25 protein-coding genes and 2 pseudogenes are annotated in these 26,379 nt (G+C 68.8%); 17 read left to right on the forward strand and 10 right to left on the reverse strand.

Annotated features, from left to right (window positions below):
- The first annotated feature begins 269 nt into the window (after positions 1-269).
- The 4 genes from JIX56_RS46690 (at position 270) to JIX56_RS46705 (ending at position 6,510) form a co-directional block, all read left to right on the forward strand.
- Positions 270-1,802, forward strand: coding sequence for a GMC family oxidoreductase (locus JIX56_RS46690; RefSeq protein WP_257550451.1), 1,533 nt, complete (start codon positions 270-272; stop codon positions 1,800-1,802).
- Positions 1,799-3,235 (forward strand): aldehyde dehydrogenase family protein, encoded by a 1,437-nt coding sequence (locus JIX56_RS46695; RefSeq protein ID WP_257550453.1) that lies wholly within the window; start codon positions 1,799-1,801, stop codon positions 3,233-3,235. The genes JIX56_RS46690 and JIX56_RS46695 overlap by 4 nt, the downstream gene beginning before the upstream one ends.
- Positions 3,236-3,487: 252 nt before the next feature.
- Positions 3,488-5,008: a carboxylesterase/lipase family protein gene (locus tag JIX56_RS46700; protein WP_257550454.1), complete on the forward strand. Its 1,521-nt coding sequence runs from the start codon at positions 3,488-3,490 to the stop codon at positions 5,006-5,008.
- A 542-nt stretch (positions 5,009-5,550) separates the two neighbouring features.
- The gene (locus tag JIX56_RS46705; protein ID WP_257551520.1) at positions 5,551-6,510 is read left to right on the forward strand and encodes an NADP-dependent oxidoreductase; all 960 of its coding nucleotides are present in this window, start codon (positions 5,551-5,553) and stop codon (positions 6,508-6,510) included.
- A 274-nt stretch (positions 6,511-6,784) separates the two neighbouring features.
- Here the strand turns inward: JIX56_RS46705 and JIX56_RS46710 are convergent, their stop codons facing one another.
- Complete coding sequence (locus JIX56_RS46710) at positions 6,785-7,156, reverse strand: zinc ribbon domain-containing protein (RefSeq protein ID WP_306819926.1); 372 nt, start codon at positions 7,154-7,156, stop codon at positions 6,785-6,787.
- A gap of 360 nt (positions 7,157-7,516) precedes the next feature.
- Here JIX56_RS46710 and JIX56_RS46715 point away from each other — a divergent pair, with 360 nt between their 5' ends.
- Positions 7,517-8,332: an oxidoreductase gene (locus JIX56_RS46715; protein WP_257550455.1), complete on the forward strand. Its 816-nt coding sequence runs from the start codon at positions 7,517-7,519 to the stop codon at positions 8,330-8,332.
- Positions 8,333-9,277: 945 nt separating this feature from the next.
- Here the strand turns inward: JIX56_RS46715 and JIX56_RS46720 are convergent.
- The gene (locus tag JIX56_RS46720; protein WP_257550456.1) at positions 9,278-9,745 is read right to left on the reverse strand and encodes a winged helix-turn-helix transcriptional regulator; all 468 of its coding nucleotides are present in this window, start codon (positions 9,743-9,745) and stop codon (positions 9,278-9,280) included.
- A gap of 91 nt (positions 9,746-9,836) precedes the next feature.
- Between JIX56_RS46720 and JIX56_RS46725 the strand changes: the two genes are divergently transcribed.
- On the forward strand, positions 9,837-10,337 hold the full coding sequence (locus tag JIX56_RS46725) for a PaaI family thioesterase (RefSeq protein WP_257550457.1): 501 nt from the start codon (positions 9,837-9,839) through the stop codon (positions 10,335-10,337).
- Positions 10,338-10,515: 178 nt separating this feature from the next.
- Here the strand turns inward: JIX56_RS46725 and JIX56_RS47775 are convergent, their stop codons facing one another.
- Positions 10,516-10,923: a hypothetical protein gene (locus JIX56_RS47775; protein ID WP_306819927.1), complete on the reverse strand. Its 408-nt coding sequence runs from the start codon at positions 10,921-10,923 to the stop codon at positions 10,516-10,518.
- Positions 10,924-11,053: 130 nt separating this feature from the next.
- On the opposite strand from JIX56_RS47775, the gene JIX56_RS46735 reads away from it, so the two are divergent.
- The 7 genes and pseudogenes from JIX56_RS46735 to JIX56_RS46760 form a co-directional block, all read left to right on the forward strand.
- Positions 11,054-11,254, forward strand: coding sequence for a hypothetical protein (locus JIX56_RS46735; RefSeq protein ID WP_257550458.1), 201 nt, complete (start codon positions 11,054-11,056; stop codon positions 11,252-11,254).
- Between the two features lie 9 nt (positions 11,255-11,263).
- Positions 11,264-11,458 carry a transposase gene (locus JIX56_RS48280; protein WP_443032008.1) on the forward strand — a complete coding sequence of 65 codons (195 nt, stop codon included), beginning with the start codon at positions 11,264-11,266 and terminating at the stop codon, positions 11,456-11,458.
- Complete coding sequence (locus tag JIX56_RS46740) at positions 11,455-11,634, forward strand: hypothetical protein (RefSeq protein ID WP_257550460.1); 180 nt, start codon at positions 11,455-11,457, stop codon at positions 11,632-11,634. Before JIX56_RS48280 ends, JIX56_RS46740 begins: the two co-directional genes overlap by 4 nt.
- The gene (locus JIX56_RS46745) at positions 11,631-11,780 is read left to right on the forward strand and encodes a hypothetical protein (RefSeq protein WP_257550462.1); all 150 of its coding nucleotides are present in this window, start codon (positions 11,631-11,633) and stop codon (positions 11,778-11,780) included. Before JIX56_RS46740 ends, JIX56_RS46745 begins: the two co-directional genes overlap by 4 nt.
- Positions 11,781-12,715: 935 nt before the next feature.
- Positions 12,716-13,261 carry a hypothetical protein gene (locus tag JIX56_RS46750; RefSeq protein WP_443032095.1) on the forward strand — a complete coding sequence of 182 codons (546 nt, stop codon included), beginning with the start codon at positions 12,716-12,718 and terminating at the stop codon, positions 13,259-13,261.
- 765 nt (positions 13,262-14,026) lie between these two features.
- On the forward strand, positions 14,027-14,986 hold the full coding sequence (locus JIX56_RS46755; RefSeq protein ID WP_257550466.1) for a GlxA family transcriptional regulator: 960 nt from the start codon (positions 14,027-14,029) through the stop codon (positions 14,984-14,986).
- A gap of 90 nt (positions 14,987-15,076) precedes the next feature.
- Positions 15,077-15,166: pseudogene (locus JIX56_RS46760) on the forward strand (IS5/IS1182 family transposase); the annotation flags it as partial.
- Positions 15,167-15,925: 759 nt separating this feature from the next.
- Here JIX56_RS46760 and JIX56_RS46765 read toward each other — a convergent pair.
- The 4 genes from JIX56_RS46765 to JIX56_RS46780 all read right to left on the reverse strand — a co-directional run bounded on the left by JIX56_RS46765 (position 15,926) and on the right by JIX56_RS46780 (position 20,882).
- A complete protein-coding gene (locus tag JIX56_RS46765) occupies positions 15,926-17,173 on the reverse strand; it encodes an NADH:flavin oxidoreductase/NADH oxidase family protein (RefSeq protein WP_257550468.1) in 1,248 nt (415 codons plus the stop codon).
- 79 nt (positions 17,174-17,252) lie between these two features.
- Positions 17,253-18,722: an amidase gene (locus JIX56_RS46770; protein WP_257550470.1), complete on the reverse strand. Its 1,470-nt coding sequence runs from the start codon at positions 18,720-18,722 to the stop codon at positions 17,253-17,255.
- A 228-nt stretch (positions 18,723-18,950) separates the two neighbouring features.
- Positions 18,951-19,754 carry an alpha/beta fold hydrolase gene (locus JIX56_RS46775; RefSeq protein ID WP_257550472.1) on the reverse strand — a complete coding sequence of 268 codons (804 nt, stop codon included), beginning with the start codon at positions 19,752-19,754 and terminating at the stop codon, positions 18,951-18,953.
- Between the two features lie 522 nt (positions 19,755-20,276).
- Entirely contained in the window at positions 20,277-20,882 is a 606-nt protein-coding gene (locus JIX56_RS46780; protein ID WP_257550474.1) for a TetR/AcrR family transcriptional regulator, read from the reverse strand.
- A gap of 527 nt (positions 20,883-21,409) precedes the next feature.
- Between JIX56_RS46780 and JIX56_RS46785 the strand changes: the two genes are divergently transcribed.
- A complete protein-coding gene (locus tag JIX56_RS46785) occupies positions 21,410-22,294 on the forward strand; it encodes an alpha/beta fold hydrolase (protein ID WP_257550476.1) in 885 nt (294 codons plus the stop codon).
- A gap of 247 nt (positions 22,295-22,541) precedes the next feature.
- Here JIX56_RS46785 and JIX56_RS46790 read toward each other — a convergent pair whose 3' ends face one another.
- Positions 22,542-23,114 (reverse strand): TetR/AcrR family transcriptional regulator, encoded by a 573-nt coding sequence (locus JIX56_RS46790; RefSeq protein WP_257550478.1) that lies wholly within the window; start codon positions 23,112-23,114, stop codon positions 22,542-22,544.
- 191 nt (positions 23,115-23,305) lie between these two features.
- Between JIX56_RS46790 and JIX56_RS46795 the strand changes: the two genes are divergently transcribed.
- Complete coding sequence (locus JIX56_RS46795) at positions 23,306-23,779, forward strand: winged helix-turn-helix transcriptional regulator (protein WP_443032096.1); 474 nt, start codon at positions 23,306-23,308, stop codon at positions 23,777-23,779.
- A 15-nt stretch (positions 23,780-23,794) separates the two neighbouring features.
- On the opposite strand, the gene JIX56_RS46800 is transcribed toward JIX56_RS46795, so the two are convergent.
- On the reverse strand, positions 23,795-24,400 hold the full coding sequence (locus JIX56_RS46800; RefSeq protein ID WP_257550482.1) for a CGNR zinc finger domain-containing protein: 606 nt from the start codon (positions 24,398-24,400) through the stop codon (positions 23,795-23,797).
- Positions 24,401-24,464: 64 nt separating this feature from the next.
- On the opposite strand from JIX56_RS46800, the gene JIX56_RS46805 reads away from it, so the two are divergent.
- Positions 24,465-25,349 carry an alpha/beta fold hydrolase gene (locus tag JIX56_RS46805; RefSeq protein ID WP_257550484.1) on the forward strand — a complete coding sequence of 295 codons (885 nt, stop codon included), beginning with the start codon at positions 24,465-24,467 and terminating at the stop codon, positions 25,347-25,349.
- Positions 25,350-25,663: 314 nt separating this feature from the next.
- Here JIX56_RS46805 and JIX56_RS46810 read toward each other — a convergent pair.
- Positions 25,664-25,912 (reverse strand): annotated as a pseudogene (locus tag JIX56_RS46810) (MFS transporter); the annotation flags it as partial.
- Between JIX56_RS46810 and JIX56_RS46815 the strand changes: the two are divergent.
- Positions 25,797-26,285, forward strand: a complete 489-nt coding sequence (locus JIX56_RS46815) for a helix-turn-helix transcriptional regulator (RefSeq protein ID WP_257551524.1) — start codon at positions 25,797-25,799, stop codon at positions 26,283-26,285. The pseudogene JIX56_RS46810 and the gene JIX56_RS46815 sit on opposite strands and share 116 nt — an antisense overlap.
- Positions 26,286-26,379: the final 94 nt, after the last annotated feature.

Here is a 26,379-nt window from a genome sequence, read left to right on the forward strand (position 1 = left end):
CCGCCCCTGTCTGCGACTCCCGCGACGGGCCAGGACCACCGAGGTGGTCCTGGCCCGTCGCGTGCTGCCTCGGACCAGCCGTTCACCCGCGCGGTCCAGCCCGGTCACCCACCCCAGCTGCCAGATCGCCCATAGGCCTGCACGGGCACCGTGGCGCCCGGCCACAGGGCCGGTCCGTCCGCCCGTGCACAGCCCTTCGTGCCCGCCTCCGCAACAGCCCGTGCACGACGGTACAAGCGGGCGGCCCGTTGGCCTGTGACCCTCCCGTCATGCGAGCAACACACACCGTTTACGACCACATCGTGGTGGGCGCCGGCTCCGGCGGCTGTGCCCTCACCCGCAGACTCGTGGACGCCGGCCGGACCGTTCTGCTGATCGAGGTGGGCGACCGGGACGACAACCCGGCCATCCACGACCCCGGGCGCCTGTGGGAGCTGTGGAACTCCCCGCAGGACCACGCGTACACCACCGAACGCCAACGGCACGCCTCCGGAACCCAGGTGTTCTGGCCGCGCGGCAAGGTCCTCGGTGGCTCCAGCGCCCTGAACGGCATGATCTACGTCCGCGGCAACCGGGCCGACTACGACAGCTGGGCCTACCAGGGAGCGACCGGTTGGTCGTACGACGAGGTGCTGCCGTACTTCAAACGCTCGGAGGACTTCGAGGACGGCGCGTCGTACTACCACGGGGCCGGCGGTCCCCTGCCCGTCAGCCGGAACCACTCCCCGAACCCGGTGACCACCGCCTTCGTGGAGGCCTGCCAGGACTACGGGATCGCGTACAACGACGACTGCAACGGCCAGGACCAGCTCGGCGTGAACCTGCTGCACCGCAACATCCGCGACGGCAGGCGCGTCAGCGCGTGGACCGCCTTCGTGGAGCCGGTGCTCGACAGTGAGTTGCTGACCGTGATGACCGGCACGGCGGTCACGCGTGTCCTGGTGGCCGACGGCCGGGCGCGGGGCGTCGAGCTGCTGCGCGAAGGCCGTACGACGGAGATCCGCTGCGAAGCGGACGTGATCCTGTCCGGCGGCACCATCGGATCGGCCCAGCTGCTCCTGCGCAGCGGTGTCGGGCCGGCGGACGAGCTGCGGACACTCGGGATCGGGGTGACCGCTGATCTGCCGGGAGTGGGCGCGAACCTGCACGACCACACCCTCGCTCCGGTGGTGTGGGAGTCGGCCCGGCCGGTGCCACAGGGCACGGCCAACAAACTGGAGGCCCACTACTTCGCCAAGTCCGACCCGGCGCTGTCCGTGCCGGACCTGCAGCCGCTGATGTCTCACCTGCCACTGCCGGTGCCCGACCTGAACGTGCCGGAAGAAGGCCACGGCTTCTCGGTCCTCGCCGGGACGATCCGTCCGCTCAGCCGGGGCCGCCTGTGGCTGCGCTCGGCCGACCCCACCCAGGCTCCTGCCCTGGACCCTGCCTACTTCTCCGAGCCGTCGGACCTCGCGGCCATGGTGCGGGCCGTCCAGCAGGTGCGGGAGATCGGCGAGGAGAAGTCGCTGGGCGACTGGCGGGCCCGCGAGGTCGCACCCGGACCGTATGTGCGTACGGACGCGGAGGTGGCCGCGTACATCAAGCGGACCCTCCTCAGCTATCACCACCAGGTGGGCACCTGCCGTATGGGCATCGACCGGATGGCGGTCGTCGATCCGCAGCTGCGCGTCCACGGCGTGGCCGGGCTGCGCGTCGCGGACGCCTCCGTCATGCCCTCCGTCACCTCCGGCAACACCCACGCACCTGCCGTCATGATCGGCGAGCGCTGCGCCGACTTCATCCTGGGAGCACAGCTGTGACCAATACCCTTTTCATCGGTGGCGAGTGGCAAGCCGCGGCCTCCGGAGCGGAGTTCGAGACCCTGGACCCGGCGACGGGGCAGCCCCACGCCCAGGTGTCCCTGGCTGGGGCCGTGGACGCCGACGCGGCCGTACGGGCCGCCCGCGCCGCCTTCGAGAGCCCGGAGTGGGCGGGACTCACCCCGGCCGCCCGCGCCCGGATCCTGTGGCGCGTCGGCGACCTCATCGAGGAACACGCCGAGGAACTGGCCGAGTTGGAGACGCGCGACCAGGGCCAGCCGCTCGGCGTCTCCACAGCGGTCAGCGTCGCCGCGGCTGCCGAGCACTTCCGCCACTACGCCGGCTGGGTCACCAAGATCTACGGCGAGACGGCGCCGCTGTCCATCCCCGGCGTGCTGCAGTACACCAAGCGCGAGCCGGTGGGAGTGTGCGCGCTGATCACCCCGTGGAACTTCCCGCTCATGATCGCGAGTTGGAAGATCGCACCGGCCCTCGCCTGCGGGAACACCGTGATCGTCAAACCCGCGGAACAGACCCCGATGACCACGGTGCGGCTCGTCGAGTTGTGCCGGGCCGCCGGTGTGCCGGACGGCGCCATCAACCTGCTGACCGGTGGTCCCGAGGCCGGCCGCGCACTCGTCGAACACCCCGGCGTGGACAAGGTCTCCTTCACCGGTTCGACCGAGACCGGCAGGGACATCGTCCGGGCTTCCGCGGGCAACCTCAAGCGTGTCTCGCTCGAACTCGGCGGCAAGGCACCGAGCCTCGTACTGCCCGGCGCCGACCTGGACGCGGCTGTGACGGGCTGTCTTCAGGGCGCGCTCCTCAACAGCGGCCAGGTGTGCGCCGCCTACACAAGGTTCCTCGTCCACCGCTCCCTCGCCGACGAGTTCGCCGAACGCTGCGCCAAGGCCGTCAGCGGGATGCGTCTCGGCCCGGGCAACGCACCCGACACCGAACTCGGCCCCCTGGTCACCGGCGAACACCGTGACCACGTCCACGCACTGGTGCGCAGCGGGCTCCAGGAAGGCGCCCAGCTGCTCGCCGGCGGGGCCCCCGTCGACGACCTGCCGGGCTTCTTCTACCAGCCGACCGTGTTCACGGGTGTACGGGACGACATGCGCATCGCCCGCGAGGAGATCTTCGGCCCGGTGCTGTCCATCCTGCCGTACGACGACGAGGACGAGGCCGTCGCCCGCGCCAACGACACCGAGTACGGCCTGGCGGCGGCCGTATGGACCCGCGACGTGGGCGCGGCGCACCGCGTGGCGGGCTCCATCCGGGCGGGCACGGTGTTCATCAACATGCCCAACCCCGTGGACGCCTCCGCCCCCTGGGGCGGGTTCAAGGCCAGCGGCTGGGGCCGGGAGATGGGCAGCGGAGCCATCGACGCGTACACGGAGGTCAAGAGCGTGTGGACCTCGCTCGCCTGAGGTGCCCGCCCGTCGCGGACAGGCAGCCCCCGCGCGTTCGGACCGCACGATCCTGAGAATGATGCGCGGCCTTTCCGCCTGTCCGCCCGCCCGCCTGTCCGCCCGCCGGTCCGTCCGGACGAGGATCTCGTCGTCGCCCCGGCTCCACGATCAAACCCGCGCGGCCGTCCGGGACCCCGAAGAACCACGCAGCCGACGCCTGGTTTTCGTACAGCGACCACATGGCGTCGGTAGAGCTCAATGAGGAGTGTCGTGACCACAGAACCGATTCCCGACATCGCCACCGTGGGGGGCGTCGTGCGCGGCCGCCACGAGGACGGTCTCGCGGTCTTCCGGGGCATCCCGTTCGCCGAACCCCCGGTGGGGAGCTTGCGTTTCGCCGCACCGCGGCCGGTGCGCCGATGGGAGGGCACGCGCGAGACGTTCGTGTTCGGTCCCCCGCCACCGCAGGAGCCGTTGAGCCCCGCCATACCCGCTCCCACGCCCGGAGGAGAGGACTGGCTCACCGTCAATGTCTGGACACCGGATCCGGACCCGGCGACGAAGCGCCCGGTGATGGTGTGGATCTACGGCGGGGCCTACAAGTTCGGTTCCGTCGACGACCCCGCCTACGATCCCAGCCGGCTGGCCCGTGACGGGAATCTCGTCGTGGTGACCTTCAACCACCGAGTCGGCATGGAGGGGTTCGCCCGCATCGAGGGGGCGCCGGCGAACCGCGGACTGCTCGACCAGGTCGCGGCCCTGACATGGGTGCGGGAGAACATCACCGCCTTCGGCGGCGACCCCGGTCAGGTCACCGTGTTCGGCGAATCAGCCGGCGCCGGGTCCGTCGCCGCTCTGCTGGCGATGCCGAGCGCGCGAGGCCTGTTCCGGCGTGCCATCGCACAGAGCGTGTGCGGCACCTTCTTCTCCGACGAGCTGGCCACCGACATCGCCACCGCCCTGGCGGGCGAGCTCGGGCTGCGGCCCACGGTGAGCGACCTCTCGGCGGTGGATCCGCACAAACTCCCAGGGGCGGGGGCCGCCCTCGGCGCCCGGATGAGTCAGTACGCGGACCGCTGGGGACCGATCGCCCACACGCTGACGGCCTACTCCCCCGTGGTCGACGGAGAGGTCCTGCCAACCGCACCGTGGCAGGCGCTCGCCGACGGCGCCGCACGCCAGGTGAAGCTGATCGTCGGGCACACCCGGGACGAGTACCGGCTGTTCATGGCACTGGGCGGGCTCCTCGGCCAGGTCGGCGAGGAAATGGCGGGCGCAGCGCTGCATACGTTCGGGCCGGGCGCGGACCCCGGGCCCGCCTACCGCACCGCCTTCCCCGATGCTCCGGCGGAGCGCCTCTTCGAGCTCGTCCAGTCCGACTGGCTGTTTCGCATGCCCTCACTGCACCTCGCGGAAGCCCAGGTGGCGGGAGGCGGCCGGGTCCACCTCTACGAACTCACCTGGGCCGCACCGGCGAGCGGCGGTGCCCTGGGCGCCTGCCACGCGCTGGACATCCCGCTCGTGTTCGGTACGTTCGGCGGCCTCGGCGGAGAACTGATCGGCCCCGCGCACCTCGACGAGGCCGATGCCCTGTCCGGTCTGGTCCGCACGGCCTGGACCTCCTTCGCGGCCACCGGCGATCCGGGCTGGCCCGCCTACGACACCGAGCACCGCCCGACGCACATCCTCGACACCAAGCCGATGACCACCACCTACCCGGCGGATGCCTCGCGCCGCCTCTGGCAGGACCACGTGTTCAACGCGCTTCCACTGATCACCTCACAACCCTGACTGACTCCTCCCTGCCGTCGGGCGAGGGTGGCAGCGATCGTGGATGGCCGGGAAGCCGTGTGTCTCCGGATCCAGGTGTGCCCCCGACCGACCGTGGCCGAGTGCCTGGACGGGGCGCGCCGGGACCCGGGCGGCACCCGAACGTCGTGTCGTCCCACGAGGCGAGTTCGCACGAGCAGGCTTGCCGGACGACCGGTTGAGCTACGGCCGGGAGCGGGCCGCACCACAGACGTTGTAGAGCTGAGCCACGGTACGTGGACCCTCCGCCTGCCTCGCGGTCACCGGTGCCTGCGACCTGGCAGCAGTATGGGGAGTCGCCGACCATGACCAGCTGGGCCGTGACCGCGTTGAGCGGCGAAGGCCCTGCTGGGCACTGAGAACACACCTGAGGCGCCGCCGCCTCGTCAGGCGGTGACTCGTAGATCGCCTGCCTCCGTCCTGGCGCCATGGCGTGATCCCGTCGAAAGTTGTCATTCATGCCATGGCGTCTAGGAGTGACGGGCCGCGACGCTGGACGCATGACGAATTCCAGTACCGCCACCATGCGCGCCATCCGCCAGGACACCCACGGTTCCCCCGAGGTGCTCAAGGAAGTCGAACTTCCCAGGCCCGAGCCGGGGCTGAGTGAGATCCTGATCGCCGTCCGCGCGGCCGGCGTCAACCCGACCGACTGGTGGAACCGCGCCCAGCCCATGACCGCCACCGGCCTGCCCCTGATCCTGGGCTGGGACGTCTCCGGAGTCGTCGAGGCCGTCGGCATCGGTGTCACCCTGTTCAAGCCGGGCGACGAGGTCTTCGGCATGCTGCCCTACCCCCACGGGGTCGGCTCCCACGCCGAGTACGTGACCGGGCCGGCCCGCGCCTTCGTCCACAAGCCCTCCGGTATAGACCACGTGCAGGCCGGCGCGCTCCCGCTCGCGGCCCTGACCGCCTACCAGGCACTCGTCGACACCGCCGATGTCCAGTCCGGGCAGCGCGTCTTCATCCACGCGGCCGCCGGCGGCGTCGGCCATCTCGCCGTCCAGATCGCCAAGTCCCGCGGCGCGTACGTCATCGGGACGGCCAGTGCCGCCAAGCACGACTTCCTGCGTTCCCTGGGAGTGGACGAGGCCATCGACTACCACACGGTCGACTTCACCGAGGCCGTCAAGGACGTCGACGTGGTCCTCGACTCGGTCTCCTTGGACACCGCCGCCCGCGCCCGCTCCCTCGCCGTCCTGCGCCCGGGCGGCACCCTCGTCTCGATCCTTCCGGTGGCACCGGTCGGCCCCGACGAGATGGCCGACTTCGCCGAGCGGGGTGTCCGCTTCGAGAGTCTCCTCGTCGAGGCCGACCGCGCAGGCATGCAAGCCATCGCCGACCTCGTCGAGACCGGCGCCCTGCGCGTCCACATCGAGGCCACCTTCCCGCTCGCCGAGGCCGCCAGGGCTCACGCCTTGGGGGAGACCGGCCGTACCACCGGCAAGATCGTGCTGACTGTGGAGGGGGCAGGGAAGGCGTAGAGGGGTCGACCATGTCCCACCCACGACCATGTCCCACCCACCTCTGCCGGGCGTCGACTTGCTCGGCGGACAGGTGCGGACCTGGGGCCTCGCCCCGGCCGGAGCCCGGGGCGGCTCGGCCGACTGCTTCGGTTGGCGCTTCGTAAGCAGTGTCACTGAGGTTGCGTCTCCCAGGTGGGCCACTTGTCACCTTCTCAGCGGTGAACGGCCGAGCTTGTGGACTCGGCCGTTCACGACCTTGTCGCGCTCCCGTCTACCCCCTGCGACGGGACGGTCACGGGTCGCTGCTCCCCACGGTCCGGCCTGTTCGGGCTGGTGCGGGGACAGGTGTGGTGACGAACACCCACGCCGAGCATGCACGGTTGCGCACGTTGACCCCGGCGACGACATCGGCGGACCCAACGAGGCTGCACCGACTACAGAAGCGATCCCGGGTGGGCCGGTTGGCCCGCTCGGTGTGCCCGCGTCGCGGGCAGCGCTGCGAGGTGTAAGCCGGATCCATTTCCAGGAACGGCACCCCGGCCCGGCGGGCCTTGTAGGCGAGGTGCTGTCCGAGCTGGAGCTGCTGCGGGAGCAGGGCCAGGCCGGGCCCTCGTTCTGGCGTCGGCCACGACCACCGCAAGCGGCTGCCGGACGCGATCGGCAACCCCCGCCGGGACGCCCCTCTCGCCCACCGCCGTCAGGCCGCCAGGGAAGGGCATGGCGCCGCGAAGAACAGGAAGCCGCGGCACACGAAGCCCGGCCGCCCGTCTGCACGGCCTGCGGGCGCAAGTTCAGCGACGACCGATTTTGCACGGCGTCCGGATCGCTTCCCTCGGTTCTCCTCGTGGGCGGCGGGGTGCGGCGCGGGACGTGTACGGGGTCGACGGCCGTGGGTGCGAGTGCGCAGCGGTCAGGGGTGTGCACGGCTGAAGCAGGTGCGGGGATGTCGGCGATCGCGATCAGGGTGTCCCGAGCAGACCTCCATGGCAGTATGATCGTAATATAAAAGCTTCGGGAGGTAGTCATGACATCAAATCGGCCGGTGGCACTCGTGACGGGCGCGTCCTCGGGTCTCGGCAAGGCGACAGCGCACGCACTCGCCGAGGCGGGGTTCGACGTGGTCGGGACGAGCCGCAAGACGCCGGAGGGCACTTCCAGCGGCGGTGTGACGTTCCTCGCCCTCGACGTGACCAGCGACGACTCGGTGAGCAGCGTCGTCCAGCAGGTGATCGAGCGGTTCGGGCGGATCGACGTCCTGGTCAACAACGCCGGGCTCGGCATCGACGGCGCCGCCGAGGAAATCTCCGTCGCCCAGGCGCAGCGCGTGTTCGATGTGAACGTCTTCGGCCTCATGCGCATGACCAGGGCCGTCCTGCCGCACATGCGCGGCCGGGGCCGCGGACGCGTCATCAACATCTCCTCCTTGGGCGGGTTCGTCGGCAACCCCTTCATGTCCGTCTACATCGCGACCAAGCATGCGGTCGAGGGCTATACCGAGTCCCTGGACCACGAGATCCGCGAGCATGGCGTTCGGGTCCTGCGCGTCCAGCCCGGCCCCCTCAACACTCCGTTCGACACGAATTCGGTGGAGGCCGACACCCCTGTACCGGTATACGCCCGCCAACGGGCCATCTACGACGAGGTGACGCAGGAGCAGCTGAGGGGCGGCGACGATCCCGCCGTCATCGCCAAGGTGGTCGTCGCGGCAGCGACGGACCGGAAGCCGAAACTGAGCTATCCCGCCGGCTCGCTTGCCCCACGCCTCAAAGTGCTGCGCCGCATCGTCCCCGCCCGGACCTTCGACAAGCTCGTGCGCAAATTCAACCGGATGACTCCCTGACAGCCGCGGACCGGGGATCAGCGTGCGGATCGATCGGCTCGCGCCTGGGAATGATCACGATGCACGTTGACGTCGCGCGCCCTCGGTCCGGGGTCATTGTCCGTGCCCAGGTGCATGCTGAAACGGATGAGTGCTCGCATCTGGAACCAGGACGGGCTGATATGGCGGGGCATCCCCATTCCTCGCTGACGCCGGAAGGGCGTCGCCGATTATGAGAACGTGGGGACGCTGGGCGTCCGATCGCGCACGTCGACGCTGTGGCCGGGATATCCCACCGCCGCCTGGCGAAGTGGTACGCCCGCCGGCAAGCGCACGACGAAGTCGGTCCGCTGGATCACTCCTCCCGGCCGGCCAGCAGCCCCAGCCCAGAGAACATCGCGAACCTGGTAGAAGCGCTGCGGCGGCAGACCATGCACGGGCCCGCTCGCTCTGCTGTCGACCTCAAGCGGCTGCATGGCGTCCAGGTCGCGCCAGCCACCGTGCACTGCATTCTCGTGCGGCGAGGACCAAACCGCTGGCATGACCGCGACCCGCCGACCGGCGAGCAACTGCGGGACGTCATCTGCTACGAGCACGACCGCGTCTGCGACTTGATCCATGCCGACATCAGGAACTCGGCCGGCGGAGACATCCCTATGATCCGCGAGTACAGCCTCGCCGGGGATGCCGAGGCCAGTGGGGCTCCTCTCATGAGACCCATCTGCCCCTCTGTCACCCATCCCCGCGTCTCGGGGGAACCTCACAGGTCTGACGCTCACCGTAAAACCGCTCATCGGTGCGGTCGGCGCGCTGGCGATGGCGGGGACGGCGAAGGCGCTAAGCCCTGCGACCGGAGCGCCCATCGGGCTTTGTTCGGCCGGCGCGACGAAGCCGACCGTGTGCTGAGCCCACGGCACTCAGCCGATGTCTCACCGCAGTCTGGCCCGCGACCGTGAGGTCGATGGCTCACGACCGGAGGCGGGCCCCTTTGCCCAGCCGGGCGGTGACTTCGCGGGGAGTGAGGGTGGAGTGGTCCGTGGAGCATTCGACGACGACGCGGACCGGGGCGTCGCAGTCGGTGTGGCGGACGTCCAGTACCGGACCCTCGGGGCCGAGGGCGTATGCCTCGCCCCACTGGCTCAGCGCCATCAGGACGGGCCACAGGTCCCAGCCCTTGCGGGTCAGGCGGTATTCGTTGCGGGAGCGGCTGCCGGGCTCCCGGTAGGGGACGGTCTTGAGGATGCCGGCCGAGGTCAGCTTGCGGAGGCGGTCGCTGAGGACGGCCTCGGACAGGCCGATGTGGCGGTGGAAGTCGTCGAAGCGGCGGACGCCGTTGACGGCGTCACGCAGGATCAGCAGCGTCCATTTCTCCCCGATCACGTCGAGCGTGCGCTGGACGGGGCAGTTCTCCGTGCTCGCCTCAAGCCACTCCATCCCGCCATCGTAGAGCCTGGCTTCGTCATTGACAGTCAAGTGCACGGGCGGTTAGCTTCATTTATAAAAGTCAGATGAAAGGTGCTGGGTCGTGGGGCGAGCGCGTACGTTTCAGTGGGACGATCCCGCGATCCTGGCGGAAGCCGCAGGCCGCATGGCTGGCGTCGACTTCCTGCGTGACCTGCATACGGGACGACTGCCGGGACCGCCTGTCAACTACACCCTCGACTTCACTCTGGATGAGGTGGAGCCCGGCAGGGTGGTCTTCTCCCTGACGCCGGGGGAGGAGCACTACAACCCGATCGGCAGCGTGCACGGTGGCATCTTCGCCACGTTGCTCGACTCGGCGGCGGGCGCCGCTGTCCACTCCACCCTCCCGCAGGGCATGGCGTACACCTCGCTCGATCTGACCGTGAAGTTCCTGCGACCGATCACCGTGGACACGGGCCCGGTACGCGCCATCGGCACGGTCGTCAACAAGGGACGCCAAACCGCCCTTGCCCAGGCGCAGTTGGTCGACGAGAAGGACCGACTGCTCGCCCACGCCACCAGCAGCTGCATGCTCTTCCCGGTGCCTGACCCTCGGGCGTGACTCCGCAGGCAGGGCCCTCGGTTACGCGGGGGCAGCTGGGACAACGGGGAGTGCACAGAAGTCCGCTCGGCGGGCGGCCCACTGCCCCCGGTGACTCGTCGGTTGTGAGGCTGGTGTGTCGCAGCCATGCCCGGGCGTCCGGGGGGAGACGTTTCCCTCGGGCGCCCGGGTGTTCTGCTCAGGCGGTGAGGGTGGCGTAGTCGGTGTAGCCCACTGCGCCGCCGCCGTAGAAGGTGGCGGGGTCGGGGGTGTTGAGCGGGGCGTCGGTGCGTACGCGCTCGACCAGGTCGGGATTGGCGAGGGCCATCGAGCCCACGGTGACGGCGTGGGCCAGGCCGTTTTCGATGTCCTTGACGCGAGTGGGTATGTCGGTGCCGGCGCGGTTGAGGAGCAGCGTGGTCGGCCACAACTTGCGGAGGGTGTGCAGGAGTTCGTCGTCGCCGCCGTGGGCGATGTGCAGGTAGGCGAGGTTGAGCGGGGCGAGAGCACGTACGAGGGCGGGGTACAGCTCGTGGGTGTCGCTCTCGGCGATGTCGTTGAAGGGGTTGCCGGGGGAGATCCGGAGGCCGGTGCGGCCGGCGGGCAACTGGCGACAAGGTGGCCGGCCGTCGTCGCTGTCGATTTTTTGGATTACGTTCGCAATACCATAGAATGGGCGAAGTAGGTGAAGGTCAACCGGCCCTTCCGGTCGGCGTTGGAGGGCATACACCGACGGCGTGCTGGTCCTCATCGACGGCATTGCCGCCCGCATGGCGCCCGACGCCCCGTCCTCAGCGCGTGTGAAGGCGCTCAGCCTCCTCGGCCTGATGGCCGGGACACTGCAGCTCTCGCGCGCCTTGACGGACAGTCAACTCGCCCACGAGCTCCTCGATCAGGGGATAAGCAACGCTCTCGCCCTGTTGGACGCCGAGCAGTGAACCGCCGACTTGTACAGCAGAAGCAGTACGTGGCCGAAGCGATCGTCCGCACAGGGCGACCCACCCGGTTCCCCCGCGGCAGCCGCCTACGCGAACTACTGCGGGACTGCACCGGTGGAGATCGCGAGCGCGGATAAGGCCCGCCATCGCCTCTCCCGCGCTGGCACCGGCAGCTCAACTCGGTACTGCATACCATCGCGATGATCCAGATCCGGATGTCGGATACTCCCGGACGGGCCTACTACGAGCGAAAGATCGCTGAAGGCAAGACCGCCAAGGAAGCCAAGCGTTGTCTCAAGCGTCCCCTGGCCGACCACGTTTGGCGCGTCATGCTCACTGACGAACGGCGCAACCAGAGACGACTGCTGCAAGCCGGTTGACAGATACAGAGGCACCCCGGGTCGGCTCACTGAGCACGATCGGCTGCTTCGCCGGTGCCGCCGCCCTGGGCGCCGTATGGGTGCTGGTCGAGCGGCAGGTGTCAGAGTCGCTGGTCGACATGCGGTTGTTCACCCACGGCCGGTGATCTTCGCCCATCTCGCCGGGCTCCTGGTCAGCTACGGCACATTCGTGTTCGCGGGATACGGATTCGACGCAAGTGTGCTGCGCGCCTCGGCGCAGTACCTGCTGCCCAGCACGAACGAGTTGCCGGTCGGCGATGTCCTCCTGGCACGTGCCTGCCAACTTCCTCGCGTTACGGGCCTCGGCACCTGCAAAGTGCTGCGCACTCGGATCCCGCGTACCTGCGTACCTGGATCGGGACGAGTTGCTCCGGCCTCGCGGGCTTCTCCCGAGGCGGCGCAGGTTTGGGAAGAGGGGAGGGGCGAGCCGAAGCCGCGGAGGTGCGGCGAGCGGGGACAGGCGCAGGCGCAGGGGAGCGCCGTCAGGACCGACGCCACCTGGGCCTCCGTTTCACGTTGGGTCAGTTCACCCGGTCAAGTCGGCCTCGTCGGCCCCTCATGCGACGTGGCGTCCGACGAGGAAGACCGTCGTGGCAGGCCGTCGTCGAGACGAAGGCGTCCGTCTGCTCATGCTGCCGCAGCCGGGGGCTGCTGCGTGCGGCGGTCGGTAGCGGAGTCTTCCCGGTTCGGCGGCAGCCCTGTTCCCGTGCCGCTGCAGGTTGCGCGTGGAGGGGCATCGGTGGCAAGCCACGGGCAGGATGCGAGGCCACCCGAGCCGGTGGCCTCGCAGTAGCCGAGCGGTCGTTGCACCGGGCGTGAGTGCCGTGGTGAATCTGCTCCCTCGCCAAACATGTGAGTACGGTCATAATCCAAAATCTGGTCAGGTCCTTGTCCGCACAGCTACCCCCTGCTTATTGTCGTACGGTCGTAATGTGAAAGTCCAGCGAGCGTACGGCCGCAGCGGCCTGCGAAGCCTCTGGCCACAGAGGCCCAGCAGTAATCTCAGTCGAAAGGGACTGCCATGAAGGCGCTGGTCTTGCCGAAGGTGACGCCAGGGGCAGTGGGCGAGGCGTGGGGTGCGGAACGGGCGGACGCCGAAACGGCCGCGGGGCGACGGAACCCGGGTGCCCCCGGTCCACTCGCCTCGTTCGCCAGGTTCGTCCTTTTCGGTGGTGGTGTCGGGGTCGCGTCCAGCGCTGCCGTGGCCGGGCTGGCCGGACTGATGCCTTGGGCTGTGGCGAATGTTCTGATCACCGTCGCCTCGACTCTCCTCAGCACAGAGCTCCACGCACGCTTCACCTTCGGGGCAGGGCATGCCGGATGGCGCCAGCACTGGCAGTCCGCGGGGTCGGCCACAGCTGCCTATGTGGTGACCTCCACCGCGGTGCTCGTCCTGCACCTCGTGCGGCCTTCGGCCGGAGTGCTCTACGAGCAGGTCGTCTACCTCACCGCCGCCGGGCTCGCCGGTATCGGACGTTTCCTGGTACTGCGTGTATTCGTCTTCGCCCGTGGCCGGACCCGGGCCGTGGTGCGGGCCGTGAGCCCGGCGCCAACACGGGTAACGGGCGCCAAGGCGTCCCTGCCTTTCCCGGTGCCGGCACTGTGAGCACACTGTCTGACAGTCTGCCTCGCCGGTGAGCGTCGACTCCGGTGAGGCCCTGGAGGTCCGCAGTCGAACGTTGTCAGCCGGTAAGGCGAGATGGGCACCGAGTAGGGAGAACCAGGGCGTCCATCACCTGCGCACCGCGGCGTCGGTCGGGCGTGAGAGCTGGGCGCCGGACAGAATGCCGCACTGTAGGAGGCCGTCGGCCCGGGGAGTGACGACGGCCCTCGGCTATAGGAGGGGCCGTCACCTCCCCCCATGTCTGCCATGGCCTGGGCCGCTCTCGGGAAAAAGAACCAGGCCGATCCGGCCAGTCGCAGCCGCTGGTTCGGACCGCTTCCGGGCATGCTGCCCCCAGCGGCAACCTTCGCGTACGCGTCCCGGTGGTGGATCGGATCACCAGGTTGCTCTCTCGCTTGGTGTGCCATGGCCTCTGCTCCTGTGCGAGTGCGTACGGAGGGGAGCTGTAAGGTGCCGGCACACGTGAACAGCGGGTCGGGGATCGCGTCGGTCCGCGCTCAAAGTGGCGGGCCACGTTCCGAGCCGGAGGGCTACTGCCCCGCCGAAGGGTGATCCATACGATCGGGTGCCTGCCCGGCATCGTTCTGTCCGTGGGCGGCGGTCTGCATGCCCTTGACGATGCGGACGGCGGGAACGGTGCCATCAACGGTGACCTGGGGAAGGTGACGCTGTGCGTGATGCGTCCAGCGTGTCGCCGTCACCGTCCGATACCATGGCGTGAATGCCAACTTTCGACGGGATCACGCCATGGCATCCACTCACCGAGTCGTCGTTCTGGCCGTAGACGGTGTGTACCCCTTCGAACTGGGCATTCCCAGCCGAGTCTTCGAGGCGGCGGACGGCCGCTACGAGGTCCTCACCTGCAGCGTCGACGGCCGCCCGGTACGCACCAACTCCGACTTCTCGATCACCGTCGAGCACGGACCGGAGGCGCTGCGCGCCGCCGACACCGTCGTCATCCCACCCTTCACCACCACCGCCGTGCCCCCAAAAGTGCCGCAAACCGTGGTCCAGGCGCTCGCGTCCGTAACTTCCGGCACCCGCCTCGTGTCCATCTGCACCGGCGCCTTCGTCCTCGCCGCCGCCGGTCTCCTCGACGGCCGGTCGGCCACCACCCACTGGATGGTCGCGGACCTCTTCCGCGCATCCTTCCCTCAGGTCGCACTCGATCCGGACGCCCTGTTCATCGACGACGGGGACATAGTGACCTCAGCGGGCGCCGCGTCCGGGCTCGACGTCTGCCTGCACATCATCCGCAAGGACCACGGCAGCGAAGTCGCCAACCAGGTGGCCCGTATATGCGTCGCCCCTCCGTGGCGCGACGGAGGGCAGGCGCAGTACATCCAGCACCCGGTACCCGAGGCCACGGCCACCGGAACGGCCACCGCCCGCCAGTGGGCCCTGGAGAACCTCCACGAGCCCATGACTCTGACGGACCTCGCCGAGTACTCCCACATGAGCCTGCGGACCTTCGTCCGTCGCTTCACGGAAGAGGTGGGCATGAGCCCGGGACGCTGGCTGATCCGGCAGCGCGTCGACCGCGCACGACACCTCCTGGAAACCACCGACCTGCCGGTGGACGAGATCGCTGGCCAAGTCGGCTTTGCCGGCGGCACATCGCTACGAGAACACCTGCATGCCGCCATTGGCGTTTCGCCGCTCGCCTACCGGCGTACCTTCCGCGGCACCCTGACCCCCACGCACTGAGCGCCACCACACACACCGCTCTGCGTACGCGGTGATGAACCGGCGCACCGCCACGGCCGGGGGAAGGCCATCGCCACACAGCACGCGCCCGTCCTCCGCGACTGCCGCCTGAAAGGCGACGGCGTTCACCACGCCATGCTCGGCATCGCCCGCCTGCACAACCTCGTCCTGGCAGGGTGACCCAGAAACCAGCAGGCCACCAGCACGCCGTAGATCATTTACGGGACAACCCTTGGGCAAGGGCAAGCATTGAGTGGTGGGGTCGGAGACCGGCCGCGAAGTCGCCCCGGGGGTTCGGGGTCGGCCTCCCTGGCGACCTCGCGGTCGCTGTGGACGTCCGTCGAGATCTGGGCAGTGTGGGATGCCGACGTCTCGCTGCCAGATCTGGTCCGCGAGACGCGTCCGCTTTGTAAGCGTCCCCACTCTCGACGCCGACCACCCGCCGGGTGGCCGGATGACTCTGCACACCGTCGATAAGGGGAAAGAACGAGGACCCGATCCGCCTGGTGTGGGCGGACGCCGGTTGTGCCAGGCGGCTGATCGACTGGGCAGCTGAGAAGCTCCGCCTAGCGGTGGAGACCGTCAGACGCCCCGACGGCGAGCCGTACAAGTGGACGAACCACTCCCATCTCTCCCGCAGCCGACCGGAGTTCATGCCCACCAGAACTAAACCCTCGCGAGCGGAAAGCGGATGACGTCTCAGGCTCGGGGAGGGGACCCAGGTGGGATCAGCACCATGGGCGGAAGGGCATGTGAGGCGTTCACCACGACCTCCAGTGACATGGGGCCGGTGAGGTCGCGCTGGACCCGGTGGGGTTCAGGCAACAGCCAGGCGCCGCTGTCGGAGCCGGTGATCGGCGCTGAGATACCCCATCGGGTGGTGCAGCCCTTCCCGAGGCGCGCTCAGCGTGGGCTCCAGCCCGTTGAAGGTGCGGGCGCTCATGACCCGCCTCGCTTGGTGCGGAACGAGGTGCGTCCGTTTCGCCGAACCATCGCCACGGTGGCTGCAAGGCTGCCGCGATTCAGGTCGGGGTGCAGGCCGTTCCCGAGGCGATGTATCTGGTCGGTGTGCCAGCTGATGTCCAGCACCCCGTCCAGGGACTTGAGGTCGGCGATCTTGCCAAGCAGGGTTCGCATGCCGTAGCGCACCTGGTGTGCCGTGAGTGCCTCGGTCTGCCCTTCGAGGATGAGCCGGGCCGCGTCCGGCGTGGTGATCGCCGGCCGGCCGATGCCGACCACGTCGCATTCGCCGGCTTGTACGGCACGCTGCATGGCATCGCGGGTGCGGAATCCGCCTGTGACGGCGAGTGGGATGTCGCCCACGAGCTTGCGAACGGTGCGGGCGTATTCCAAGAAGTACGCCTCGCGTTCCCTGGTACTGGTGGCAGCCGAGCCGCTCATCGCCATGGACTCGTAAGTACCGCCGCTGACCTCGATGAGGTCGATGCCTTCGCGGGCGAGCGCGGCCAGCACGGCCTGGGACTCGTCCTCGGTGAATCCGCCCCGCTGGAAGTCCGCCGAGTTGAGTTTGATACCCACCGCGAAGCCGGGCCTGACGCGGCCGCGGATGCGGCGGACGACCTCGAGGCAGAAACGCATCCGCCGCTCGGGATCGCCGCCCCAGTCGTCGTCGCGCCGGTTCGACAGCGGTGACAGGAACTGCGAGATGAGATACCCGTGGGCCGCTTGCACCTGTACGCCGTTGAAGCCGGCTGTCTCGCACACGGCCGCGGCCGTGGCGAAGCGCTCGATGATCTCCTCGATCTCGGTCGGTCGCAGTTCGCGCGGCGTCGTGGCCCCGGGAAGTTTCGGCGGGATCGGGCTGGGGGCCACCGACGTATGTCCGATCGCCAGGGGGTTGGCTTGGCGTCCGGGGTGGTTGAGCTGTGCCCAGATCGAACCGCCCGATTCCTGGGCTGACTTGGCCCAGCGCGAGAGCGCGTCGAGATCACGCTCGTCCTCGATGACGATGTTGCCCGGTTCACCGAGCTGTGCGCGATCGACCATGACGTTGCCGGTGATCATGAGGCCGTAGCCGCCTCGGCTCCATGTGGAGTACAGACGGCCGAGGCGTCCGTCGGGTGCGTTGTTCCTGTTTCCCAGCGACTCGCTGAGCGCCGACTTCATCAGGCGGTTGGCCAGTATCTGGCCGTTCGGGAGAGTGAGGGGGGTGTCCAGCGTATTCATCCGGGCTCTTCTTCGGTGTGGTCGGGGTCAGCCGGGAGTGGCTGGGGGCGGGTTCGGGGGAGTGCGGGTCGGCGGACCGTCACATGAAGGCCGGAGGGGGCTGGTAGCCCTCGAGTTCCCGGCCGAGGAGCTCGGCGAACTTGATCGTGGTGAGGTCGCCGCCGCTCGGACCCATCACCTGGAGCCCGACAGGCAGACCGTCCCGGCCGGTTCGGACGGGAACGGTCGTCGCCGGAGAGCCGGCCACGTTGGCGATGGCGCTCCACTTGACCTGGTCCCAGTACGGGCGGGACCGCCCGTCGACCTGGATCCGCCGTCCGAATCTGTCGATCGGCTTGTTGTGATGAGGCGGTGCCGCGGTCGGTGTGACCGGCATGAGCAGGACATCGAAGTCCCGGAAGAACTCGGTCCACCGCTGCCGCAGCTCATGGCGTGCCACGTCCGCCTGGAGCCAGCTGTAGTGGGACTGGAAGGTTCCTCGCAAGGCGTACAGCGCCTCTCCACGAGGATGCTGGGCAAGACGCGCGAGGAGCGCAGTGTTGGAGGCCGCTGTCAGTCCGGATCGGTCGTAGGTGAACGCACCGAAGAGCAGGCGCAGGAAGATGTCATGACTGGTGGCCATGTCATCGGGGAGGGCGGAGGGTCGCACCTCGACCTTCGCGCCGGCCGCCTTGAGGGCATTGAGGGCGTCGTCCATCGCGGTGACGACGTCGTGGTCGACGGGGCACGAGGGGTCCTCGGGCCACACCGCGACCCGGAAGCCGTCCAGCTCGCTCGCCCTGGGGGGTGCGAGGGTGTAGCTGAATCCGCCGTCGCGCTCGGGCGGTCCCACCGTCGCGTGGAGGATGGGGACAAGGTCGCGCGCCTCACGTACCTGGGCGCCCGCACAGGCGAGGTCGATCTCCCCCCACCGCCCGACACCGGGTCCGCCCGGCACGTGGCCGATGAGCGGGATGGACCGCCAGGTCGCCTTGTGTCCGTAGAGGCCGTTGAAGTGTGCTGGGATCCGAGTGGATCCGCCGATTTCCGAGCCGAAGTCGAAAGCGGTCAGCCCCGCGGCCGTAGCCACAGCGCCGCCCCCTGCGGAGCCTCCGGACGTGCGGGCCGTGTTCCACGGGTTCAGCGTTGGTCCGAACACCGGGTTGTCCGCCTGGACGTCCTGGTTCCCCGCGGGCATGTTGGTCTTGCCGATGATCACCGCACCTGCGGCACGCAGCCGTCGCACCGCCTCGGCGTCCTGTTCGGGCACGTAGTCCTTGAGGTGGGGCCGACCACAGACGGTCCGCAGACCAGCGGTCTCGTAGCTGTCCTTCAGCGTGATCGGCAGGCCGTGCAGCGGGCTGAGTTCTGGCCCACTCGCGCGTTTCGCGTCGGCCTTCCGGGCCTCCCGCCGCGCCCGTTCGACGTCAAGCGTGACGATCGCGTTGAGCGTCTCGTTGTGGGCGTCGATGCGGCTCAGATAGGCATCGAGCAGTTCCTCACTCGACACCTTCCCCGAGGCCAGCGCGCTCAGCTGGTCCGCGGCTGACTGGAACGGGAGATCACGCACGGAGGGCCTCGTTTCTGTAGGCGTTGATGTGGCGGGCCCAGAGGCCGAGAGATGGGAGGTCCCCTGGCCTCTCAATAACGAACGGTCATACTATTACGATCATACGTTAATTTCTAGACTCCCTCATGAAGGGCCGCCGGTGCGAGATCAGCCGGAGATCCCATCGCGCCCGTGGTCCGGGTGTCAATGCGGCCCAGGTGGGGCTCGCTCCAGCGGTATCGATCAAGCTCAGGACCCGAGAAACGCAAGTGCCCTTGTGACGAAGTCCTCGTGGTACTGGAAGACCGCCCCGTGGCCGGCATCGCGGTAGAGGGGCACAAGTTCGCTCTTGGGCAGACGTGCGGCCAGGTCGAGTGTGTTCTGGCTGGGCACCATCCGGTCGTTCTCACCGTTTGCCACGAGGGCCGGTTGGCGAATTGCCGACAGGTTTGTCGGTGCCTGGCGGCCCCATCGTTTGACGGCCTTCATCTGGGCGCGGACCGTCGGCAGTGAGATGTCCTTGTCCCGGTTGTCCGTGCGCTCCTTCAGTCGTTGAAGCAAGGCGCGTCCTGCCCGTCGCCCGCCTGCGGTGTCGGTGAAGAAGAGGGAGGGCAACGGGTCCCGACGGGTCAGGGCGCCGTTGATCGTCGCCCTGATGGCAAGAGCCGGAACCTTGTCGATGCCATCGCCGCCGGCGGGGCCGGTGCCCGCGAGGATGAGCTTGCGGACGAGGCGCGGTTCTTCTTCCGCGATGACCTGTGCGATGAAGCCGCCCATCGACAGGCCGAACAGATCGACCTGGTCGAGGCCAAGGGCGCGGATGAACCGCACCGCGTCGTGGGCCATCGCTTCGATCGTGTCGGGCGTGGAGCCGCCCGACCGGCCCACCCCGCGGTTCCCGAAGGTGATCACCCGGCGTTCTGCGGCGAGTCCGTCGACGACGCGGGGATCCCAGTTGTCCAGGTTTCCGGCCATGTGAACCAGGAGGATCAACGGCACGCCGCCCTCGGGGCCGAGCTCCCGATAGACGAAGTCCACCCCGTCGACGGCCACGGAGTGGGTCGGCGTGTTCTTGTATGCCGATCGTGAGGCGGATGGGGAGTTCCGCGGTGCGCTCATGTCCAGGTCCTTCTGGTAGGGGTGTCAGAGCGGTCTCGTTGCCGGATGAAAGGGGTCCCTGAGGCGAACTGGTCGCCCTTCGCACGCCCTTCGTGGCTCGTTTCTGGCTGGCAGAGGGCAGTAGCCCTGGGATGACGAGCGCGCGTCAGGCGCACCCGGTGCAGTGGTCGGGGCTCGCCTCGTTGGCAGAGCTCTTCGGAGGAGCCTCACCGCACGTCATGGCTGCGGGTGACGACACCGGGCTCCGCTCATTAAATTACGGTCATCATCTTAAATGGCCGGTCGGCGGGCCGCAAGAGGGGCTCTTCTCTCGTGTGCGCCATGTCTCGTGGTGGGCGCGGCGCCGGTCGGCGGGGCGGGGGCTCCGATCGGGAGTCGCTCGCGGGGCCCTGCGTGATGACGCTCGACCCCGTCGGGCTTACGGGGGGAGCAGCTGCTGCCGCGAAGGCGGGCGCGTCAGTTCAAGGTCCGCCTGGCGGGCTCGTTCGTTACGTCCAGCAGATCGAGGGTGTTACGGATGCCCTCCTCGAGGAGTTCATCGGAAAGTTGCTCGTCGGCGAGGGCCCGGGAGAGCTGCAGAGTCCCGGCCATCATGGCGTAGGCGCTCAGTGCCCTGGTGCGGGCCGAGCGTGGATCGCTGTGCGCCAGGCGGACGGCGATGCCGTCGATGACGATCAGTACGCCGTCTGTGTAGGCCTGCTTGATGGGGTCGGTGCAGCGCCCGATTTCGTCGAGCAGGGCGGCGGACGGGCAGCCGTCGTCAGGGCTGTTGCGGTGCTGGGCGGACAGGTACCACCGCACGATCTGTTCGAGTCCGTCGCTGCCGGGTGCCGCGTGCGCGACGATGTTCACGTTCTGTGTACGCAGTTGGTCGGCGACCGCGGTGGCGACGAGCTCGTCCTTGGACGTGAAGTGCGTATAGAAAGCGCCGTTGGTCAGCCCCGCGTCCTTCATGAGCGTCGAGACGCTCGAGCCGTCGATGCCGTCCCGCTTGAGCCGGCGTCCGGCCGTCTCGATGATGCGCTGCCTGGTCAACGGTTTGTGCTCTTTCCCGTATCGCACCCCATGCTCCTTCGCTGCCCAGGAGGGCCGCTCGCCCTCCGCCTGCTCCTTCACTGCATCGTATGTCGAACGTAATACAATGGTTCCGGGGTGTCGATGCCTGTTCGTTGGGTGATCGAGTGTCGCCACTCGATCACATGTCCGCCTGAATGGCAGCCCTCTCTCTTGGTCGGAGCCCCCGCGTGCGCGCGATTGCGCTGTCGCACGTCTTCGAGATATCGCGCGAGCAGGTCTGTGGCTCCGTGGCGTGAGGCCCGGCCGGCGGTCGGTGCGCCCTGGCGGTGCGGCCTCGTGTGCCGCCTCAGGTTCGAGGGCTCGCCTCGCGGGAGAGGGGGTGGGCGTCCGGAAGGGTCGATTCACTATCGGGACCGCACCGTCGTTGCCTCCAGCGTGCCTCTTGCGGGCGCATGGAAGTATGGTCATAATTCAATGACCGGCGTGCCGAAGGACTCAACCGAACAGGGTTCCTACTCCTGCGGGCGTTCTGTCGGCGACCGAACGGACTGCAGCCGCAGTCCGGAGACTCCATGCAGAAGGGCACGGCCGTGAACGACGCACATGGAGTGCGAGGCGACGTGGTGACGTCGTACAAGGAGGCGCCCACCCGCACCCTCACCGCCGGGGGAGTGACCTTCGCCTACCGCGACCTGGGCCCGAAGACCGGTGTCACGGTGGTGTTCCTCAACCACCTCTCCGCTGTGCTCGACAACTGGGACCCCCGGGTCGTCGACGGCATCGCCGCCAGGCATCGCGTCATCACCTTCGACAACAGAGGCGTCGGCGCATCCAGCGGCTCGACGCCGAAGACCATCGAGGAGATGGCGAAGGATGCCGTCACCTTCATACGGGGACTCGGGCTGGAGCAGGTCGACATTCACGGCTTCTCGATGGGCGGCATGATCGCCCAGGTGATCGCGCAGGACGAACCGCAGCTCGTCCGCAGGCTGATCCTCACCGGCACCGGCCCCGCGGGCGGCGAGGGCATCAAGAACGTGAGCCGACTGTCCCATCTCGACACCGTCCGGGCCCTGTTCACGCTCCAGGACCCGAAGCAGTTCCTCTTCTTCACCCGCACCGTGAACGGGCGCCGAGCCGGAAAGCAGTTCCTGGCCCGTCTCAAGGAGCGCACCCATGCCCGGGACAAGGCGATCTCCCTCACGTCCTACTTCGCCCAGCTCAAGGCCATCCACCGCTGGGGGCTCGCGCAGCCCCAGGACCTCTCCGTCATCCACCAGCCCGTGCTCGTCGCCAACGGCGAGAGCGACAGAATGGTGCCGACGAAGAACTCGTTCGAACTGGCCCGGCGACTGCCGAACGCCGACGTGGTCGTCTATCCAGACGCCGGCCACGGAGGCATCTTCCAGTTCCACGAGCAGTTCGTGGCGGAAGCCCTCGACTTCCTCGAGCGGTAGTGGGTGTCAGGGGCGGGCGGCACGTGCGCCGGGCGCGTCGGAAGCTTCTCCGGGCCGGGTGGTCGACGTCCGTCAACCGGTCGGATCGGAGTCGAGGTCGCCGAGGCCACTTCACGAGGCCCCGAGCGGCCGCGAGTGGCCATGCCGGGACGCGTGGAACGGTTATCGCGACCGGGCTCGGCTCAATGCCTTCGCGCGTCGCCCGGTGGAGGCCGACCCCTGCACTGTCTCGGCTCGATCGTTCCTCTCAGCGCATGAACGTGAGGGCGTTCTCGATTCCCTGTTCGAGGACCTCGTCGGCGAACCTGCGGTCGGCGAGGGCGCGGGACAGTTGCAGTGTCCCCACCACCATGGTGAAGAGCCCGATGGCCTTGCCCCGAGCGGACTGCGGATCCGCGGGCGCCAGGCGGGCGGCGATCTCTTCCACGATGGCCGTCGCGCCCTCGGTGTAGGCCTGCTTGGTCCCGTCCGCGCAGCGGCCGATCTCGTCCAGCAGTGCGGCGGAGGGGCATCCGGTGCCGGGCCGGTCACGGTGCTCGGGCGACAGGTAGGCGCGAACGAAGTCCTCGAGTCCCTGTCGGCCGGGCCGCAGCGTGCCGTACCTCTCCACCTGTGTGCGCAGTTCCTCGGCGACGACCTTGGCGACGAGGTCGTCCTTGGAGGCGAAGTGGGCGTAGAACGCACCGTTGGTGAGCCCGGCGTCCGCCATCAGGGTCGAGATGCCCGAGCCGTCTATCCCGTCCTGCTTGAAACGGCGGCCGGCCTTCTCGATGATCCGTTGCCGCGTCACCTGCTTGTGCTCCTTGGTGTAGCGCGCCACAGGCTTCCTCCCGTCGCAATGTAAGCAATGTCGGACCGCTGCCTTGCAACCCGAGCCCAGTCCATGGCCTGACGCACGTAATGTTATGCCCGTCAGGCAATGTGGCGTCGGCTGAGTATCTAAATGTAAACTCAAACTCGGTTAGAATCGCTCCCATGGATGCATGGACCGAAGTCCTTGAAGACACCGGTATGGACCCCCGGCTCGACCGGGACACGTCCAACTGCTCGATCGCGCGGACTCTTGAGATCGTGGGCGAGAAGTGGACGATCCTGATCCTGCGTGAGGTGTGGTACGGCTCGTCCCGGTTCGGGGACTTCGAACGTGTCCTGGGCTGTCCTCGTAACCTTCTGGCGACGCGGCTTCGGATGCTGGTGGAGGAAGGGATCCTGGCGACCGAGACGTACAAGGAGCCCGGTTCACGGAGTCGGCCGAAGTATGTGATCACCCCTAAGGGCATGGATCTGGTGCCGGCCGTGATGGGGCTGCTGCAGTGGGGTGACCGTTACCGCGCCGACCCGGAGGGGCCGGCGGTCCTGGCGCGACACCGCGAGTGCGGCGCGCACGTCGACGTCCAGATCCGCTGCGAACAGGGCCATCCGGTGCAAGCGAAGGACATCGAGAGCGTCCCCGGCCCAGCCTTTCGTATGAGGTCGTCCGAGTGAGCTGAGGACTCCCCGTCAGCTTTCCGTATGCCGGCCGCTCTGTCGTGTACGCGCCTGATGGAGGCGGACCTTGGTGCGGTTTCCGCAGCGGGACATGGAGCACCAGCGACGGTTGCGGGCCGGTGAGCGGTCCAGGAAGCGCAGTGCGCAACGGTCCGCTCCGCAGACGCGTACGCGCCGGATCTCGGCGGACAGGAGCAGGTCGACGGCGTCCTGGGCGATGAGCGCCAGCGCGAGTGCGGGGTCGGCGGCGAGGGTCGTGGTGCCGACGGGCTCCAGGCGGTCGTGGGTGATGACGAGTTGCAGGGCGGGTCTGGGGGCCGCAGCTGCCGATCGGTTGAGCAGCGTCACGTCGCCGGATGTGGGCAGTCGGCCGTCGGCGACCGCCAGTACGGCCCGGTCGACGCTCTCGCGCAGCTGTCGGGCGGACATGAGAACGGCTGCCGTGGCGGGATCGGTGCTCCCCGGTGCGAGCAGAAGGGCCTCCCGGAGCCAGCCCATCAGGTCGTCCGGTCCCCGGAGTGTCTCCTCCGGAGTGGTTCTCCACCGGCTTCGGAGGGTGTTGACGAAGTCCAGGCAGACCCGTCCGCCGTCCCACATCCACATGTCGTCCGTTGCCACGTCTCCATTCTGCCCGCTAGCTTAACCGTCTAAGACGGTTAGCTCGTGTCAGGAAGGCGCATCCATGGGACAGCCGACAGTGACGACCGGAGTGACGCAGGTGGACGGGGTCCGCCTGCACTACGTCCGAGCCGGGTCCGGACCTCTGCTCGTCCTGCTCCACGGCTGGCCGCAGACCTCCGACTGCTGGCGGCCGCTGCTGGCGGATCTCGCCGCCGACTACACCGTTGTGGCGCCGGACCTGCGCGGATACGGCCTGAGCGACAAGCCCACCACCGGTTACGACAAGCGTCGTATGGCCGCCGACATGGCAGGCCTCGTCGAGGCGCTCGGCTTCGAGCGGGCCATGGTCGTGGGCCACGACCGCGGCGCTCGTGTGGGGCACCGCTGGGCGCTGGACCGCCCGGATCAGGTGGAGCGGCTGGCCGTGCTCGACATCGTTCCCACCCGGGAGATGTTCCGTCGTCTGGACGCCTCACTCGCCTCCGGGTACTGGCACTGGCTGTTCCACATGCAGCCCGATCTGCCCGAGCGCCTCGTGGAACGCGACGTCCGCGGATATCTCGAGTACTTCTTCGAGCGCTGGAGCTACAACCGCCACGGACTCACAGCCGACGCAGTCGACGGTTACGTCCGCGCGTTCTCCCGCCCGGGTGCCCTGCGCGCGAGCCTCGACGATTACCGTGCCATGGAGGAGGACACCACCCTCGACGACATCGACGCCGCCGAAGGCCGCCGCCTGGCCATGCCGCTGCTGGCGCTGTGGGGTTCCGCGGGGCTGCCTGCCCGCCTGCCGACACTGGACATCTGGCGTGACTACGCGGACGACGTGACCGGTGCCGAGATCCCGGAGTGCGGCCACTTCATCGCGGAGGAGCAACCGGAGGCGCTGCTGGCGCATCTGCGGCCTTTCCTGGCCGGCAGGACGAGTCGGCGAGCCCCACGGTGACGGAAGCGGTGCCCCCCCAGGCCCTTCAGCGTCGACCCGAGGGGAGCCCTGTCCGGGGGCTTCGACCCACGGTGTGATGACCCCGACGAACGAGCCTGGAGGCCAGGGCAGGACAGCTGAGGGGCGGCCCCGCCGTAGCCGGCTGGACCGCCCCTCAGCCCCGGCTTCAGATCGCGGCCGGGGCGCCGGCCGGAGCACTCCCTGCAGCGAGGCCGGCAGCCGTGCCGTCGGCCTTGCGCTGCCGGGGCATGAGCAACGCCACAGCCGCTGCCAGGGCGACGGCACCGGCTCCGACCCAGAGCGCGGGATCAGCCCGGCAGCATCGGGTGCTCGGCGCGCAGTTCGTAGAAGACGAAGCCGACGAGCAGGGCGGTACCGGCGAAGAAGCCGCCCAGCACCGGGGTGCTGGTCCAGCCGTCGGCGTTGCCGCGCACCAGGGCGTAGACGATGCCGAACAGGCCGCCGCTGGCAAGGACGGTGCCGACGAGGTCGAGGGTCGGGTTCGGGCCGTGGCTCTCGTCCAGCCGCAGCAGGGCGAGCGGGATCAGCGCCAGGCTGTACGGCGAGTGGCTGCGGCGGGCCCGCCGCCGTACCGACGCCCGGACACAGCTGGCCGAAGCCGCGGAAACCTTCCGGCGACTGAACGCGGCTCCGCTGCTCGCCCGCACCCGGGCCGAACAGGAGCTGACCGGGCAGCAACCGCGCCACGACTCCGCACCGGCCCGGGACACGACAACGATCCTCACCCCGCAGGAGCTGAGAGTCGCACGGCTGGCGGCGGAGGGGCTCACCAACCGGGAGATCGGGGCACAGCTGCTGATCAGCCCTCGTACGGCTGGTCATCATCTGGCCAACGTGTTCCCCAAGCTCGGTATCCTCTCGCGCGCCGATCTCGCGCGCGTCGACTTCGAGGACGGGCTGCGCCTTATGGGCTGACCGGCGGCGGTGTTGCGGGGGTGTCCGGCTGGCTCGCCGATGCCCGGATTCGTAGCGTGGTACCTGCTTGCCGCGTCGCTCATCCACTTGATCA

Source organism: Streptomyces sp. CA-210063, from assembly GCF_024612015.1.
Taxonomy (GTDB): Bacteria; Actinomycetota; Actinomycetes; order Streptomycetales; family Streptomycetaceae; genus Streptomyces.